Genomic DNA, 15,438 nt, shown 5'->3' with positions numbered 1-15,438 from the left:
CAGGAAGAGGGATCGAAGTCGGTATCCGCTGATCAAGTAGACCAGGCTGAAGCGCCGACCTCGATCCCTCTCTTATTGTTGCGCTTGCGGCCAGCGTAGACCGTACCGCAAAGAGGAGACCAGGAGAGCGGCCCTGAAGGCTCGGGGCCAGGCTCACCTCAGTCCGCCTCGGCCTAGAAGTCGGCCAGATACTCCTGCTCTTCCCACTCCAGCTCGGCAGCCTGCAGACGCTGGCGCACGTAGTCGCCGCGGCGCTCCAGCTCCTGGCGCTTGGCCTTAATGAAGATCTCGGTAAACTGCATGCCCAGCAGGTTGCGGAGAGCCGTATCGGCCTCCAGATGCTGCAGAGCTTCCTCCAATGTGGCTGGTAGTGGCGCAAACGCCTCGTGCTCTTCCGCCGGGCCTTCGGCCAGGGCGGGTGGCACGGCCTCCTCTTCGAGGCCAAGCAGGCCCGCGGCGATAGTGGCGGCCAGCGCCAGGTAGGGATTGCTCATGCTCGATGGAGCACGGTTCTCGACGTGGGTGCCAGCATCGCCGGTATTCTTGACGCGTACCAGGGCTGTGCGATCGTCCAGGCCCCAGCTGAGATTGACCGGCGCAAAAGAATGGTGCAAATAGCGGCGGTAGCAGTTCGGAGTCGGGGCGAGCAGCGCCAAGGCCCCCGGCATATGCTTGATCAGGCCCCCGATGAAATGATAGGCCAGGGACGAGAGGCCATGACGATCGTTGGTGTCAAGAAAGGCGTTGCGACCGTTGGCATCGCGCAGGCTGAGATGAACATGAGCCCCCGAAGAGGACTGGTCAAGGAAGGGGCGAGTCATAAAGGTGGCGTGATAGCCAAGCCGGCGCGCGATCATCTTAACGCCATTCTTGAAGGTATAGCCGTAGTCGCCCGCGGTTAGAGCATCCTCTGCATCGTAGGTGATTTCATACTGACCGGGGCCATATTCACAATTGCAGGTCAGCATTTGCAAGCCCAACTCGGGTAACAGGTCCATGATCTGCAAAGGCACCGGGCAGGCAACATTGCGCTGCGTGTGGAAAATATGGAGGCGATCGAAAACAGGCTCCTTGCTCAGTAGATCCTGAAACAAATAAAACTCGTACTCGATCGCCGTATGAGCGCGATAGCCCAGGGCAGCCAGGCGCTCCAAGACGCGGCGCAGTACATAGCGCGGGGCTGACTCCACAGGTGAGCCGTCGGGCCAGAAGGCATCACAGATCACGCGGGCGCTCGCATCCAGCCAGGGCACGACTGCCGCGGTGGTCAGATCGGGGCGCAGCACCGCATCGCCATAGTTGCGCTCCTCACTTTGGTAGGTACCAGGCACCAGATTGGTACCCGAATCCACTGTTGTCATAACACCGATCATGCGCAATCCATCGCGGGCGAACTGCTCCCAGCGGCTCAGAGGCACAATTTTCGAGCGCGCCATGCCGTGCATATCGGGCAACTCGAAGACCACATGGCGAATGCCTCGCTCCTGCCAGCTCCTGCTCAGCTCCTCAATGGTTGACACGTCGGGAATAGGCTTTGTTGTCATCAGATCCTCCCAATGCGATTACTCGGGCGCTGTCCGGCAGGCAGCCTGCTCATGACCAGCCGTCTGTCTCCCAGGACAAACTTTATTATTACTGATCCTTCTGATCTTGACAACGCTTGCCCGCTCAGGCGGCCATTTTGGACGGGCCTCCCGCGCCGCAGCCCGCTCCCGCCCTGGTAGCCAGCGCTCACCCTCTTTTTCTACCTGAATTGAATATTCTGTTCCATAAGAAGCAAGAGAGCCATCGTTTGAACGCCGCACGATCCTTGCTCAAGGAGCGTCAGAAGAGATACAATACAAGCTAGTTCCTTCTTGCGCACATGGGGGGCCGGTCTGGTTGACCGGTCAGGGCAGCAGCCCGGAAAGGAGACGCATCGGTCATGAGCACGACTCATGTTGCTGCTCCACTCTTTCAACTTCAACAGTTAGATCTTGAGCTTGAACACCTCGCCGCGGAGCGGCAGGGGATCATCCAGGCCCTGCGCGACAACCGTGCCCTGGCAAAGCTGCGTCAGGAGCTGGTTAGCGCCCGGCAGCAACTGCAAGCCGGGCAGCAGGCTCAGCAAGAAGCGGAGTGGACACTAGAGGAGATCAGTCGCCGCCTGCAGACTCTAGAGCAGCGCCTCTACAGCGGTATCGTGACCAGTCCCAAAGAGCTGACCAGCCTGCAGCAGGAGGTACAACACCTGAGAGCACAACAAAGCCGTCAGGAGGAGCAAACACTAGAAGTGATGGACCTCATTGAGACGCTGCAGCGTCAGGTTGCTCAGCGAGAAGAGGAGCTACGCCGGGCCGAAGAGGATTGGGAGCAGCAGAGCGCCGCTCAGCGCGCCCGCCTCGACCAGCTGGAGCAACGCCGGCACGCCCTTGAAGAGCAACGCGCAGCCCTGGCTAGCTCGCTTGCCGCCGACCTGCTCAATCGCTACGAGACCCTGAGACGGACACGCCAGGGCCGCGCTATCTCGCGCGTTGAGCAGAACTCGTGCCAGTGGTGCCGCGTTCTACTGACCTCCAGTGAGATGCAGCGCGTGCGCCTGGGTACCGAGATTCAAACCTGTAGCAACTGTGGGCGTATTCTCTTTTACGACCGCTAGCTCCTCGCCCGGCCTGCATTGCCGAGGCAGCTGCGATGAGCAATGAAGGCGGGCGACCACTATTGACAAGACAGGGGCAAGGCGAGCCTGGGAGTTGAGGATGGGGCGCAGAAAGCGCACGACTCAGGAGCGGGGAGAGGAGGAGGAGGTAAGGACCAAACTGGAAGATGGACGACGAGCGGCGCCTCCGCGCGAAGGCGCGGAGGCGTGATTGTGATGCTCTCTGATCGCCCGCTCGCCGGCCATCAGATGAGAAGCTGCAAGCACAGGCATCGCGGTGGCGCCTGAATAGTCAAAAAAAGAACCAGGCACTAGTTCGACTTGACGATGACCGTGGTCCCCACCGGCGCCCAGTTATAGAGCCAGGCCGCCGCCTTCACCGACATCTCTACACAGCCATGCGAACCCCAGGTCCAGCCAGCTACAGGATCATAGTGCCAGCCATTCGTGCCGGGACCAAAGATTCCATGCCACCAGGCATCGTGGAGGAAGTAGCCACCCCAGTCGAATTCTAGAGCATAGTTAATGAACGTTGGTGGATAGTAGTAGGGCGAGCCAGGAGGCCAGGGCGAATAGAAAGTTGTCGGGTGCAGCTTGCGGAGCACATGGAAGGTGCCCGTCGGCGTGGGTAGAGAGGGCCGCCCCGAGGTAATCGCTGTATTGAAAACCTGCTTGCCATTGTCATAGGCATAGAGCCACTGTTTCGATAAGATAACAACAATTACTTTACCGCTGCCATAAGAGCTGGCCTGGCTGCTGCTCTGCGCCTTAACAACTAGGCCACTGTAGATGTAGAGTGGGGCACTATTGAGGGGGCTGATCCGATACCAGTAAGGACTGCCCCAGACATTCTGCCCGGCAACGCTCGCATAGACCGTTACGCTCGTATTTGGCGCATAAACGTTTACAACTGCATATTGAGTGCTCGGGCCTCGACGCACATTCGACCAGTTAATAGTGATGCCCTTCCAGGTGGTTGCGGCCTGGGCGGTCGCACTGGTGCCGGGGAGGGGAGCAAATGAGAAGGTCAGTGCTACGAGGAAGGCGAGCAACATGATAAGAGCAATATGCTTCCGGGAAATTGCTCGCATCGTATCCTCCATATCTAAAGAACAGCCGTGCTTGCTGCTCTCAGTATACGTGAGGAAAAGCTAGCGAGCAAGAGTTAGTAGATCATCGTGTATCAAGGTATTATGTGGCCGGTACCTTCTGGCCAGGGGCAAATGAGAGAAGCCAGTAAGACACTCGGGCATTTTTGAGAGAGACATGTCTAAGCGGGAAGAGGAGAACAGGCAACAAAGAAGGACGCCCCGTGCGGGCGTCCCTGGCAGGCTGGTCCGACCAACCATCATCAGCGAAGCCGAAAAAGAGGTCTTGCCTGCTCGTGAGCGAGCCGTATGTACAGCAGTGCTCTTCAGGCTTTCCTCTCCAGTCACCGTTTTGCAGGCGATCTGCAGCCACAGCGAGCGGCTAGATAGAGCAGCCTGCGCCCGCCAGACCAGGCCAGGCCAAGCCACCAGCTAAAAAAGCGAAAGCTGCTGAGGTGGCTCCTCTGGGGGATTGGCAGCCGGTGAGCTGGCGGAGCCGAGCTTCCCCTCGGCAGCCAGGCGTTCAGCCTCGGCCAATACCACTGGGATCTTCTTAAAGTCCTGGCGAATCGTCTCTTTCAGGCTTGCCTGATGGAGGCCAGCAGCCGGATGATACATCGCCATGCAAATGTAGCCGTCCTTCTTCTGAGCTTTGCCGTGAATCGCGCTAATCTTGGCTGAGCCAAAGAACTTGGCCATCGAATAGCGTCCCAGGGTGACAATCAGCAGCGGCTTGATGGCAGCAATCTGGCGATCCAGATAATCGTTGCAGGCGCTGATCTCCTCGGGGAGGGGATCACGATTATTAGGAGGACGGCACTTCACCACATTGGTGATAAAGACATCCGAGCGCTTGAGATTAATACTCTGCAACAGCTCATCGAGGAACTGACCGGCAGGCCCCACAAAAGGCCTCCCCTGCTTATCCTCATGGTAGCCTGGTCCTTCACCGATGAAGAGAATGCGAGCGTTCGGAGGACCTTCGCCTGGGACGGCCTTCGTGCGCCCCTTACAGAGGTCGCACTTAGTGCAGACAGAGACCTCCGCTGCTATCTCCCGTAGAATCTCCTCTGGCGACATAGATACCTCTCTAGTAAATTGCTCTGTTCTATCGGCGCAGGTCATTTTCTGGATTGGCAACCATTATGGGATGTTTCAGCCCTCGCCGCAAGAGGCATAGGACCTGCAGGTACTCCCGGCGAAGACAGGCGTTGAATGGCTTCGCGCATGACTAGCTGTGATGTAACAGGGCCAAAAGGAGGGCGCCAGAGCCTGACGCTAGCAAGCGATCAAGGTAAGTACAGAAAGAAAGGAGGCATCAGACTGCACGCTTTAGCTGCGGCCCGCTTACAGCCATCGCACCTCTCCTGCTCATCCTGGCAAGCAACGAGCCAGTTACTCTGAACGGCGTCAGTGCAGCGAGCCAAAAGCAAAGAGGAGGGCGGCCTGCCGGCAGAATCTGCCTCCAGCGCGGCCCCCTCCTGCATCAGGCACTTGCAGCGTCTGTCTAGCAGCTAGCCTATCCGCTCAAGTCCACTCTACTCAAGCGGCGCCCGCGCCCCGACCGACGCCACATCGACAGCGACTGATGCCAGGCCCTGGCTTCCTCACAGGCAGCGAGCGCTACCATCGGCGCTCGTTGGGGCGAGGGCCAAAGCCGCTGTCACGCCGCGGGCCACCCGAGCCACGGCCAGAGCCACCCGAGCCACCAGGGCCCAGCGGACGGCGCTGCCCGCCACCGAAGTTCCCACTATTGTAGCCAGGTGAACGCCCGCCACCACCGCGCTCCGAGTAGCCACCCCGGTCGCGCCCACCGCCACCGTAGCCGACATTACGTCCAGGGGCTGCCAGATCGCGGTCGCGCCCACCGCCATAGCCACCGCCACGACCCGAGCCACCCCGGTCGCGTCCGCCACGGCTAGCCGCGCGATCGCTATCCAGCTCGGCCTGCGAAGGCAGTTCGCCGCTGAGCGCTGCCCGGCGCGACAGATTGATGCGCCCCTGCGAATCGACTTCAATGACCATCACAGTGATCTCATCGCCCACCGAAACCACATCTTCGGGACGCGACACCTGATAATCGGCGAGCTGCGAGGTACGGACCAGACCTTCTTTGCCGGGCAGAATCTCGACAAAGGCTCCGAAGTCGACCAGGCGGCGCACCGTCCCCGTATAGATGCGACCGACCTCCACCTCCTCGGTCAGAGCGCGGATCGCATCCATTGCCTGCTGCATCGCCTCGCTGGAAGTGGCCGCGATATTGACCGTCCCGTCGTCCTCGATATCGATCTTGGCGCCGGTCTCATCCTGGATCTTACGCACCGTCTTACCGCCGGGGCCGATCACTGCGCCGATCTTATCAGGATTGATCTTCATCGTCTGGATGCGCGGAGCGAAGACCGACAGCTCTGGACGCGGAGCATCGAGGGCATCGAGCATCTTCTCCATGATGTACATGCGGCCCTCGCGCGCCTGCTCCAGGGCCTTAGCCATGATATCGTAGCTGATGCCCTTGACCTTGATATCCATCTGGAGAGCCGTCACGCCATCGGCGGTGCCGGCGACCTTAAAGTCCATATCACCCAGGGCATCCTCAATCCCCTGAATATCGCTCAGCACAGCCCACTTGCCGGCGCGCTCGCCCTCGCCCGTTACCAGTCCCATCGCCACCCCGGCCACCGGTGCATGGATGGGAACGCCGGCATCCATCAACGCCAGCGTCGTTCCGCAGACTGACCCCATCGAGGTTGAGCCATTGGACGAGAGCACATCGGAGACGGCGCGGATCGTGTAGGGGAACTCCTCCTGCGAGGGGATTACCGCCAGCAGAGCGCGCTCCGCTAAGGCTCCGTGACCAATCTCGCGGCGGCCTGGACCGCGCAGTGGCCTGGTTTCACCAGTCGAGAAGGGCGGGAAATTGTAGTGATGCATAAAGCGCTTGCTTTCGCTGGGGGTCAGACCGTCAAGGATCTGCTCCTCACCCGGCGAGCCAAGCGTCACCACACTCAGCACCTGGGTCTGACCACGCGTAAAGAGAGCCGAGCCATGTGTGCGCGGCAGCAGACCGACCTCGCAGGTAATCGGGCGGATCGTCTTCAGATCGCGACCATCGGGCCTGACCCCATAGTCCAGAATCTGGTTGCGCACATAGGTCTTCAGCTCCTTCTCGTAGAAGGCCATAATCTCCTTCAACCGATCGGGATACTGTGCCCCAAGCGTCTGCACCAGTTCATTCTGGACCACGGTCAGCGCCGCCGAACGCGCTGTCTTATCGGGGTGGTTCACCGCCTGCTCCAGACGCGGCTGCACGAACTCGGCCACCTGGCGCTGCAACTCCTCATCAACAGGTGGTGTCTCAAAGGGCCGCTTGGCCACATTCACCGCCTGCATGAGCTTCTCTTGCATCTTAATAATATCCTGCAGCGCCTCCTGGCCCCGGATCACCGCCTCCAGCATGATATCTTCGGGCAACTCCTTCGCCCCAGCCTCGACCATCATCACAGCATCCGCCGTGCCGGCCACCACCAGATCGAGGCGACTGCGATCCATCTGGGACTCCAGCGGATTGATCACGAACTCGTTGTCGATGTAGCCCACGCGCACCGCGCCAACAGGGCCAGCAAACGGGATGTCGGAGATACAGAGGGCAGCCGAGGCGCCAATGATCCCCAGCACATCGGGATCATTTTCCTGATCTACAGAGAGTACAGTGATAATAATCTGCACATCGTTGCGGTATCCTTTCGGGAAGAGGGGGCGAAGAGGGCGGTCAGCGAGGCGGCAGGCAAGAATGGCATGCTCGGAAGCCCGCCCCTCGCGCTTAATAAACCCGCCGGGGATCTTACCGGCGGCATACATACGCTCTTCAACGTCAACGGTCAATGGAAAAAAATCAATGCCTTCACGAGGCTCTTCACTGGCTACGGCGGTCGCCAGGATCACAGTATCGCCATAGCGCAACAGGACTGCGCCATTGGCCTGCTCAGCTACTCGTCCCGTTTCAATGCTCATGACGCGACCGCCAATGACAGCTTCTTGACGATGGATCATAGTTCCTCCGACTACTATACACCCCTTGGCTGGACCGTAGACCTGGAAACTCTCCTTGCTTCACGGGGACGTAACGGGGTGCTTGTGAACAGACAACTGACTGACTACTACTTCTACTCTTGCTCGCAACGATAACCTGAATGAGATCCCCTGCCTCTGCTCTTTCTTGGCTGGCTGCCTGACTGACTTCCTTCCGAACCGCTACAACAAGCGAGCGAGTAAGAAGAAGGAATGAAACCGCGCTGCTTTCAGCCCCTTACTGGAAAACCCTCATACGAATACGACCGCGCGATCGACCGTCCGATCGTTGGTCATTCACTCAAGATGCGCAGATTAGCGATTCACTGTGCCTTCTCTCTGTCAGTAGCTGTGCCACTCTGGCCTGCCAGCGCTCCTCTGGCTGACAGGCTTCCGACGTTCTTCTACTCCTGACCAGGTCCATAGCAAGCGGAGGGCGCTGTGCTTGGTGGAAAGGAGATTCTGCCGCCTTCTTGCGTTCTTTATTCTCTCTTCGACAAGGCGAGACGGGACAAAACGAGTCTTCTGTTATCCTGCTTCCTCACTTACTCACGCCGACTGATTCTCCGCCTGGCTGGCTGTGCGCCGGCTGCAGTCTCGCCCCCCAGGACTGGGCAACACTCAGGAACGATCGCCCGTGCTTCCGGACAAACAACATACACAATGTAGTCTTCAGTACATAGCCCATCACGCGTAAGTGTGAGAAACGAGCCACTCTGTTCTCCTGGTCCGGCCTATACCCAGATGAGCAGGCCGTCCGGGCGCCTGCACTCTCATCCTGGCGGGCGAGGCGCTTGCTGGCCATCTCAATCCATCCAGCGGCCCTGCTCAGGCTAGCTCTCCCGGCCAGGAAGCCTGTCCCTGGACCTGCAGCGCAGGACCTCGTGCCCGTGGCGGCCCAGCGAGCGGTCGGCAAGCGTGAGATGAGATAGCGCTCCTCCTCTCTTCCTTCCTGCTTGCTTTTGCTTCCACTCTCACCCTTGCCCTTAGACCACAGAGGGGCGTCCGCGAGGCGAGTTAGCGGAGGAGCAGCCAGGGAACATGCCGACCGATCGCTTGCCAGGTGGCCGGGTCCCGCCTGCGTGCCTTAGTGGCGCAGGCCGAGCTTGGCGATCAGCGCCCGATAGCGCTCGGGGCTTTTGCGGCTCAGATAAGCAAGCAAACGACGCCGCTGACCCACCAGCATCATCAGGCCGCGACGGGAATGAAAATCATGCTTATGGATCTTCAGATGCTCGGTCAGCTGATTGATACGTGCCGTCAGCAGCGAGACCTGCACCTCGGGCGAGCCGGTATCGGCCTCGTGGATACGAGAAGAAGCGATAATGTCAGTTTTATCCTCGCGAGTCAATGCCACCCTCTGTTTCACCTCCTCAGCAGGCTCAGGTGAGATGACCAAACTTTTAGCGGGTTTGAGAGGATGCTCTGACGAGCGCCTCTCAGCCTGAGTAGTCCTGGATGATACACCCATGCATTATATCACGCTAGTTTGTCAGCGTCTAGATGGCTCTGACGCTTGCTGCCGCGAGAGGCTCGTCCGCCACCAGCCAGGCTCTTCCGCCAGCCTAGAGCGGTGTTCCTTGCGAGATTGCTGAGGGGACAAGAGCCGCTCAGCGGCTCCGCTCTGGCCCGCTAGCGGGGAGCCGGGCCAGGTTACTGTCATGTCCTGCTCAAGGAGAGCAGTGCAGCAGCAGCGGCAATCAGAGTAGCCAGGAGAGGGGCGCTCACTGCAGCAGCAGGCCGCATGACGCGGACTGCCTGGCGGGGCGCCCTCCCCTGACGAGGCGTGGAGCCAGCGAGTCTTACTTGATGGTAACCTTGGCGCCCACTTCCTGCAGCTTGGCCGCGATCTGCTGGGCCTCCTCCTTGGAGACGCCTTCCTTGACCGGCTTGGGGGCGCCCTCGACCAGCTCCTTGGCCTCCTTGAGGCCGAGATTGGTCAGCTCGCGCACCACCTTGATAACCTTGATCTTCTCGGCGCCAACCTCGCTCAGGATGACATCGAACTCGGTCTTCTCCTCGGGCTGAGCCGCGGGGGCCGCCTCAGCCGGAGCCGCTGCCGCCGGGGCCGCAGCTACGGCGACCGGGGCCGCGCTGACCCCCCACTTCTCCTGAAGCTGCTTGGTCAGCTCAACGAGTTCCAGAACGTTCAGCTTTTCAATTTCTGCAATGATGCTCTCAACGGACATGGAGCAACCTCCTCGGATGTGTATGGTCTTGTGATAGACAGACTAAACAAAACTCGACACAAGTGGCATTACTCAGATTGCGTCTGCTGTTGCTGCTGTAGCTGCTCGGCACGCGCCTGCAGAACATAGCAGAGGTCGCGTAAGGGAGCAGTCAACAGGCTATAGGTTGTGGACAGCGGTCCTTGCAGACCACCGACCAGCTGGGCCTGAGCCGAAGGCTTGCCGCCGCTGATCTTGGCGAGAGCCTCGACGCGCTCCGGCGTCAACGAGCGCCCACCCAGGATTGCCGCCTTGAGCACCACCATATTCGAGTTCTGCAAGGAATCGACGATTGCCTTGGCGGCTGCCACTTCATCATCGTAGCCGAAGGCCACGGTTGTCTGGCCGTGAAAGATATTCGGATCAACATCTGGCAGCTGATTGCGCTGGGCAGCGAGACGCAGCAGGGTGTTTTTGGCCACCTGCACCTCGACATTCATCGGGCGCACCTTGCTGCGCAGCTCGTTCATCTCCTTGACCGAAAGCCCCTGCGTCTGAATCAGAATAGCGATGCGCGAGCGCGCCAGCTTCTCGGCCAGTTCTTCGATCTTTGCCGCCTTTGCCGGTGTAGGCATTCCACGCTCCCCTCCTTTCTTTTGGGTTTGTTGTCTTCTCTTCTTGCTTGCTTGCTTGAGAGAAGAAAGCCGCTTGCCGCTCCGCTCCTCCCTGCAGGCAAGGAGAGGTTCCCAGCGCCCTGAGCAGAGCAGGCCCGGACAGCACGCTGTCGATGGCAGGCAAGTACACACCGAGATCAGGTCAGCAGGAGAAGGCTCCCAAACTGGTCCCGAGCCAGTCCCGTCCGTGGCCTGGCCTGTTAGCGGAAGGAGCGGGCCTCAGTCGGCAGGTTATCCACGCGCTGTGGGGATCAGCATGCACCTCAGCTGCTGACCAGTTAACAACAAGTCGATATAACTCTTCCAGGAGCGCAAGAAAAAGGGCCTTCAGTGCGACACCGAAGGCCCGGAGGCAAGCTTACGTTGGTAGCAGTAGCGGTGGATGGATCGCAGATGTGCGTAGTGCATAGAGAGCGTGGAGGCGGCCCGCTCAGTGTCAGGCAGCCAACACGGCCTAAGACATACGCTGTCTTGCAATCCTCCCCTTTGCTCTACTCTGCTCTGCCTTGCGAAGGCTTTGCCTGCCTGCCATATGGCAGCAAGAAGCAGAGCGTGCTCCTCGGCAAGCTGATACCGTACGGTATCATTTACATGCCCCGGGCATACTTGCTGTCTTCGGTCGCAAAGGTTAAAGGTTACAGGCTGTTCAGATTATAGGCAAGAGACGGGCACACCGTCAAGCCACAGCTGCGAGAGGAGACGGGCGCAGGCCCCCCCTTCCACTGCGCTCACTGGTCTTCTCTTGCTTCCAGTGAAGCGGAGAAAGGCCCCGCTTACGGCGGCCTCGTCTCTGAGTTTCTGCCAGGCTAGGCACGCAACGAGAGAGCCGACTGAAGATCCAGCGGCACGCCGGGCGACATTGTCGAAGCCAGGACGACGTTGCGGATGTAGGCGCCTTTGGAGCTGGCCGGCTTGGCGCGCATCACCGCATCGATAATGGCCGCCAGATTTGAGAGCAGGGCCTCATCGCTAAAAGAGAGCTTGCCCGCCGGCACATGGAGCAGCCCCGTGCGATCAACGCGGAACTCCACGCGCCCGGCCTTTGCCTCGCGTACGGCGCGGGCCACATCCATCGTGACCGTCCCTGTTTTGGGATTGGGCATTAAACCCCGAGGGCCGAGTTTCCTACCGAGACGGCCTATCCTCGGCATGACATCCGGCGTCGCGATCGCCACATCGAAGCCCAGCCAGTCATTTTCAATTTGCTTGATCAAATCATCGAGGCCGACAAAGTCGGCGCCGGCGGCCTCGGCTTCGCGAGCCTTCTCGCCTTGAGCAAAGACCAGGACCTTGACATCTTTGCCGGTACCCGCTGGCAGCAGGGCCACGCCACGCACCATCTGGTCGGCGTGCCGCGGGTCAACCCCCAGGCGCATGTGGATCTCAAGGGTTGGATCAAACTTGACGTAATTCATCTTCTTGAGCAGGGAAACGGCCTCTTGAGGCTGATAGAGCTTTCCCGGCTCAAGCAACTTCAAGGCTTCAAGATATTTCTTTCCGTGTTTCTTTGGCATAACAGTAAGCCCTCCTTGTGGTGATCTACCGCAGTGACTGACGGGCAGCTGCTTAGAAAAGCTGGTCGCGACCTTGTCCTGTCCTGGTGCTCAGCAGGCCGGCAGGGAGAGTCATCTCCAGCGGCCAGACCCAACCCGGCGTAGGCTGGGACGGGCCTCAAGGACCCCTTCACGGTCACGGAGGGCCGTCCACGCCGAGCAGGCTGGGAAATAGGCCCAACCTGAGTCGGGTGCCTGGCCTCTGGCGAGCGAGGCTGCGCCTGCGGTTCAGACGACAGTAATCCCCATACTGCGGGCCGTCCCCTCGACGATGCGCTCAGCGGCCTCGATATCGTGGACATTGAGATCCTTCATCTTGAGCTGAGCGATCTCGCGCAGCTTGGCGCGGTCGATCGTACCGACCTTTGTTCTGCCGGGGGTACCAGACCCTTTCTCGATCCCCGCCGCCTGCTTCAGCAAGAACGTCGTTGGGGGCGTGCGCGTCACAAAAGTAAAAGAGCGGTCCTCATAGATCGTGACCTCGGCGGGGATAATCATGCCCCGCTGGCTTTCTGTGCGAGCATTATACTCCTTACAGAAGGCCACAATATTGATGCCCTGTGAGCCAAGCACCGTACCGACCGGGGGCGCGGGCTTAGCCTCACCGGCAGGCAGCTCTAGCCTGATCACAGCCTTAACACGTTTTGCCATTGTAACTCCAGCTCCCTCAACAAGCGACAATGCAAAATGAGTGCGTGCTCGTGCTCATGCCAGTTGAAGCCAGAGAAAGAAGAGTCAGGCCCTTCTTCAAACGGCAGAGGCTGGCAGTGAGCGGCGACGCCGGGGCCTGGTGGCAGGCGCCGCCGAGGCGATTCCGGCAGAGGCCGGAGCGCCTGGCTGGCCTGGCAGGGCAGCCCGCTGAGCGTCGCCTTTCCAGCATGCATGCATGTATGAAAAAGTGGGAGGTTTAGCTTAACCTCCCGCCTCCATTGTTGATTGTTAAATCTTCTCGACCTGGAGAAAATCCAGGACCACCGGCGTCTCTCTCCCGAAGAAGGAGACGAGAACCGTGACTTTGTTACGATCCATGTTGATGTCACTGACGGTCCCGATGAAATCGGTGAAGGGGCCGTCGATGACACGCACACTCTGACCTTTCGTGAAGCTGATTTTCGTCTTCGGCTTCTCGGCTTCCTCAGAAACCTGTTTCAGGATCGCCCTGACCTCATGTTCCTGGAGAGGCACCGGGCGCGTTCCCGACCCGACGAAGCTGGTGACCCCCGGCGTGTTGCGCACCACATACCACGACTCCTCGGTCAAGATCATCTCGACCAGCACATAGCCAGGGAAGACTTTGCGCTGTACCGTCCGCCTCTGCCCCTGCTTAATCTCCACCTCTTCTTCCATTGGTACGACGACCCGAAAGATCTTATCGCGCATGTTCATCGAGGCGATGCGCGCTTCGAGATGGCTCTTGACCTTATTTTCGTAGCCGGAGTAGGTGTGGATCGCGTACCAGGCGCGCTCTCCAGCACCAGGGCTACCTGACTTCGACAGCGCGGTGCTGAACCGCGTTTCCGAGCCAGCCCGTTCTTTTGGATTTGGGTCATCAGCAACCATGGTATTTCCCTCTTGCTTATTGCCCGCTAAACCTGGCACCCCAACCTCAGCGGCGTCTTGGCCGGCCACTGGGAGGGCGTCCTTCCAATTCGTCCATTCCATATCCACAGAAATTACAACACAGAGGCGTGGGAATCTATTGCTCCCCCTCTTCTCTAGATAAGACCTGCAGGCGATCGATCTTCTCTACGTACGGGCGGATATCTTCCTTCGGCACCGATAAGCCCCACAAAGATCAGGCCAGCGCTTCTACACTGATCATCCGGGCGAATCGGCGCCCACCCCTTGAAGGGTATCTCCCCAACGCCCGCGCCTGGCATGGCGTCGACTCCCATTCCATCCATTCCCAGCCTTCAGGACACGCCTCTCTCTCGCTCAGCTCTCGCCCACTGCCACAACCCAAGACCAAGACCAGCTGGCTCTACTCTCAGTACATCCGCTCTGCCAGCCTTGACCCCGTCAGGTCACCCCCTCCAGCGCCTCAGTCTTCACTACAAGAGCGCCATCGCGCCAGGCCGCTTTCGACAGCAAAGGGCAAGCGCGCAACCAGCGCAGGCAGCAGCCTGCACGCTTTACCCACCTGAAGGGACCTACCTGGCGGTACCCGTGATCAGGCGGAACAGCTGGAAGAGACCAATATCGACCAGCCCGAGGACGATACCGAGGGCGACGGAGAGCGCAATGACGGCGATCGTCATATTGCGCGCCTCCTCGAACGTCGGCCAGGTGACCTTATAGCGCAGCTCGTAATAGGCCTCATAGGGGAAGCGGAACAGCCTCAGCTGAAGCAAGCGAGCAAAAAAGGATGGCCTCTGTTCGCGGCGTACCTCCTGACGGCCCTCACGTCGCTGCGTCATCCGCTTCGACTCCTTGGGGGCAGAAGCATCCTTCTCGCCGCGGGGCTTGGCCTGCAGAACCTCGCTTGAAGCGGAAGTAGCCTTTTTCTTCTCGGCCATTTTGTTTGCCACGTTGACCCTTTCTCGATCAGGAGCGATCGTTGCCCGGCTATCATCTGGTCTCGCGATGGATCGTATGTGTGCGACAGTTGGGACAGAACTTCCTCAGCTCAAGGCGATCCTGATGAGTGCGCCTGTTCTTTGAGGTATGGTAGTTGCGATGCCGGCAATTTGAGCAGGCAAGAGCAACAATGATGCGATTCTCTTTGCTTTTACTAGCCATAGTTCTCTCCGTTCAGGGATGCCACCCTCCTCTGACGGCAGTAGGAGAGTTGCTGACCGTCAAGTCACTCACGTATGCACGAAGGTCAGGAAGGGAACAACAGCCGGGCACCTCTCGCGTGCTGCTGCACTGGCCAGTATGGCAGCTCGCTGAGCCGCACTGGGCTTCCCTTCCTGACCATAAGGTCATCTGCTGTTGTCCGCGCTGAGCCGCTGCGCGCTGTAGCACTACGACGCGAGCGCTCGCCCTCTCCACCTACCTGACCGTGAGCAGCGACTGGCCTTTTTCCGCTCATTGCATTGCCCCCAGCCAGGGAGGTAAGGGATGATCACCGCTGGTGAGTGCCAGCCAGCGAAGCGAAGGCTGACGAGGTAGCAGATACTGACCGACAGAGGCCGGGCAGATTACTCCAGCACCTCGGTGCAGACGCCCGCGCCGACGGTGCGGCCACCCTCGCGAATGGCAAAGCGCACGCCCGCCTCCATCGCCACCGGATAGATCAGCTCCACC

At 59.6% G+C, this 15,438-nt stretch carries 14 protein-coding genes; 1 reads left to right on the top strand and 13 read right to left on the bottom strand.

All coding sequences use genetic code 11. The features are described from left to right. Nucleotides 1-173 precede the first annotated feature (173 nt). Nucleotides 174-1,544 (bottom strand): glutamine synthetase family protein, encoded by a 1,371-nt coding sequence (locus tag IRZ31_RS13935; protein ID WP_297154641.1) that lies wholly within the window; start codon nucleotides 1,542-1,544, stop codon nucleotides 174-176. 380 nt (nucleotides 1,545-1,924) lie between these two features. On the opposite strand from IRZ31_RS13935, the gene IRZ31_RS13930 reads away from it, so the two are divergent. Beyond that, nucleotides 1,925-2,638 (top strand): C4-type zinc ribbon domain-containing protein, encoded by a 714-nt coding sequence (locus IRZ31_RS13930; protein WP_297154639.1) that lies wholly within the window; start codon nucleotides 1,925-1,927, stop codon nucleotides 2,636-2,638. A 311-nt stretch (nucleotides 2,639-2,949) separates the two neighbouring features. Here the strand turns inward: IRZ31_RS13930 and IRZ31_RS13925 are convergent, their stop codons facing one another. The 12 genes from IRZ31_RS13925 to IRZ31_RS13870 form a co-directional block, all read right to left on the bottom strand. Next, nucleotides 2,950-3,729 carry a L,D-transpeptidase family protein gene (locus tag IRZ31_RS13925; RefSeq protein WP_297154625.1) on the bottom strand — a complete coding sequence of 260 codons (780 nt, stop codon included), beginning with the start codon at nucleotides 3,727-3,729 and terminating at the stop codon, nucleotides 2,950-2,952. A gap of 429 nt (nucleotides 3,730-4,158) precedes the next feature. Further along, nucleotides 4,159-4,806 (bottom strand): uracil-DNA glycosylase, encoded by a 648-nt coding sequence (locus tag IRZ31_RS13920; RefSeq protein ID WP_151727613.1) that lies wholly within the window; start codon nucleotides 4,804-4,806, stop codon nucleotides 4,159-4,161. 543 nt (nucleotides 4,807-5,349) lie between these two features. Further along, nucleotides 5,350-7,776 carry a polyribonucleotide nucleotidyltransferase gene (locus IRZ31_RS13915; protein WP_297154622.1) on the bottom strand — a complete coding sequence of 809 codons (2,427 nt, stop codon included), beginning with the start codon at nucleotides 7,774-7,776 and terminating at the stop codon, nucleotides 5,350-5,352. Between the two features lie 1,105 nt (nucleotides 7,777-8,881). Beyond that, the gene (gene rpsO, locus IRZ31_RS13910; RefSeq protein WP_146747217.1) at nucleotides 8,882-9,151 is read right to left on the bottom strand and encodes a 30S ribosomal protein S15; all 270 of its coding nucleotides are present in this window, start codon (nucleotides 9,149-9,151) and stop codon (nucleotides 8,882-8,884) included. A gap of 445 nt (nucleotides 9,152-9,596) precedes the next feature. Continuing rightward, nucleotides 9,597-9,983: a 50S ribosomal protein L7/L12 gene (gene rplL, locus IRZ31_RS13905; protein WP_112430138.1), complete on the bottom strand. Its 387-nt coding sequence runs from the start codon at nucleotides 9,981-9,983 to the stop codon at nucleotides 9,597-9,599. A gap of 68 nt (nucleotides 9,984-10,051) precedes the next feature. Continuing rightward, nucleotides 10,052-10,597, bottom strand: coding sequence for a 50S ribosomal protein L10 (rplJ, locus tag IRZ31_RS13900; protein WP_297154618.1), 546 nt, complete (start codon nucleotides 10,595-10,597; stop codon nucleotides 10,052-10,054). Nucleotides 10,598-11,442: 845 nt separating this feature from the next. Beyond that, the gene (rplA, locus tag IRZ31_RS13895; RefSeq protein ID WP_297154616.1) at nucleotides 11,443-12,150 is read right to left on the bottom strand and encodes a 50S ribosomal protein L1; all 708 of its coding nucleotides are present in this window, start codon (nucleotides 12,148-12,150) and stop codon (nucleotides 11,443-11,445) included. Nucleotides 12,151-12,417: 267 nt separating this feature from the next. Continuing rightward, the gene (gene rplK / locus IRZ31_RS13890; RefSeq protein WP_112430144.1) at nucleotides 12,418-12,840 is read right to left on the bottom strand and encodes a 50S ribosomal protein L11; all 423 of its coding nucleotides are present in this window, start codon (nucleotides 12,838-12,840) and stop codon (nucleotides 12,418-12,420) included. Between the two features lie 288 nt (nucleotides 12,841-13,128). Further along, on the bottom strand, nucleotides 13,129-13,749 hold the full coding sequence (gene nusG / locus IRZ31_RS13885) for a transcription termination/antitermination protein NusG (RefSeq protein ID WP_112434188.1): 621 nt from the start codon (nucleotides 13,747-13,749) through the stop codon (nucleotides 13,129-13,131). Between the two features lie 590 nt (nucleotides 13,750-14,339). Next, on the bottom strand, nucleotides 14,340-14,606 hold the full coding sequence (gene secE / locus IRZ31_RS13880; RefSeq protein WP_297154612.1) for a preprotein translocase subunit SecE: 267 nt from the start codon (nucleotides 14,604-14,606) through the stop codon (nucleotides 14,340-14,342). Between the two features lie 151 nt (nucleotides 14,607-14,757). Next, nucleotides 14,758-14,928, bottom strand: a complete 171-nt coding sequence (rpmG, locus tag IRZ31_RS13875; RefSeq protein WP_081838352.1) for a 50S ribosomal protein L33 — start codon at nucleotides 14,926-14,928, stop codon at nucleotides 14,758-14,760. A 404-nt stretch (nucleotides 14,929-15,332) separates the two neighbouring features. Further along, a partial coding sequence (locus IRZ31_RS13870; RefSeq protein WP_297154602.1) for a hypothetical protein occupies nucleotides 15,333-15,438 on the bottom strand: 106 nt, incomplete at its 5' end.

The sequence above is a fragment of the Thermogemmatispora sp. genome (genome assembly GCF_019683635.1).
Taxonomy (GTDB): Bacteria; Chloroflexota; Ktedonobacteria; order Ktedonobacterales; family Ktedonobacteraceae; genus Thermogemmatispora.
This window is presented reverse-complemented; position numbering and strand designations above follow the sequence as displayed.

Bases quoted from the DNA above. Each gene is read 5' to 3' on its own strand.
- nusG (WP_112434188.1), bottom strand. From the start codon at position 13,749: ATGGTTGCTGATGACCCAAATCCAAAAGAACGGGCTGGCTCGGAAACG.
- rplJ (WP_297154618.1), bottom strand. From the start codon at position 10,597: ATGCCTACACCGGCAAAGGCGGCAAAGATCGAAGAACTGGCCGAGAAG.
- rplL (WP_112430138.1), bottom strand. From the start codon at position 9,983: ATGTCCGTTGAGAGCATCATTGCAGAAATTGAAAAGCTGAACGTTCTG.
- IRZ31_RS13935 (WP_297154641.1), bottom strand. From the start codon at position 1,544: ATGACAACAAAGCCTATTCCCGACGTGTCAACCATTGAGGAGCTGAGC.
- rplK (WP_112430144.1), bottom strand. From the start codon at position 12,840: ATGGCAAAACGTGTTAAGGCTGTGATCAGGCTAGAGCTGCCTGCCGGT.
- IRZ31_RS13920 (WP_151727613.1), bottom strand. From the start codon at position 4,806: ATGTCGCCAGAGGAGATTCTACGGGAGATAGCAGCGGAGGTCTCTGTC.
- IRZ31_RS13930 (WP_297154639.1), top strand. From the start codon at position 1,925: ATGAGCACGACTCATGTTGCTGCTCCACTCTTTCAACTTCAACAGTTA.
- IRZ31_RS13925 (WP_297154625.1), bottom strand. From the start codon at position 3,729: ATGCGAGCAATTTCCCGGAAGCATATTGCTCTTATCATGTTGCTCGCC.
- IRZ31_RS13915 (WP_297154622.1), bottom strand. From the start codon at position 7,776: ATGATCCATCGTCAAGAAGCTGTCATTGGCGGTCGCGTCATGAGCATT.
- rplA (WP_297154616.1), bottom strand. From the start codon at position 12,150: ATGCCAAAGAAACACGGAAAGAAATATCTTGAAGCCTTGAAGTTGCTT.
- rpmG (WP_081838352.1), bottom strand. From the start codon at position 14,928: ATGGCTAGTAAAAGCAAAGAGAATCGCATCATTGTTGCTCTTGCCTGC.
- secE (WP_297154612.1), bottom strand. From the start codon at position 14,606: ATGACGCAGCGACGTGAGGGCCGTCAGGAGGTACGCCGCGAACAGAGG.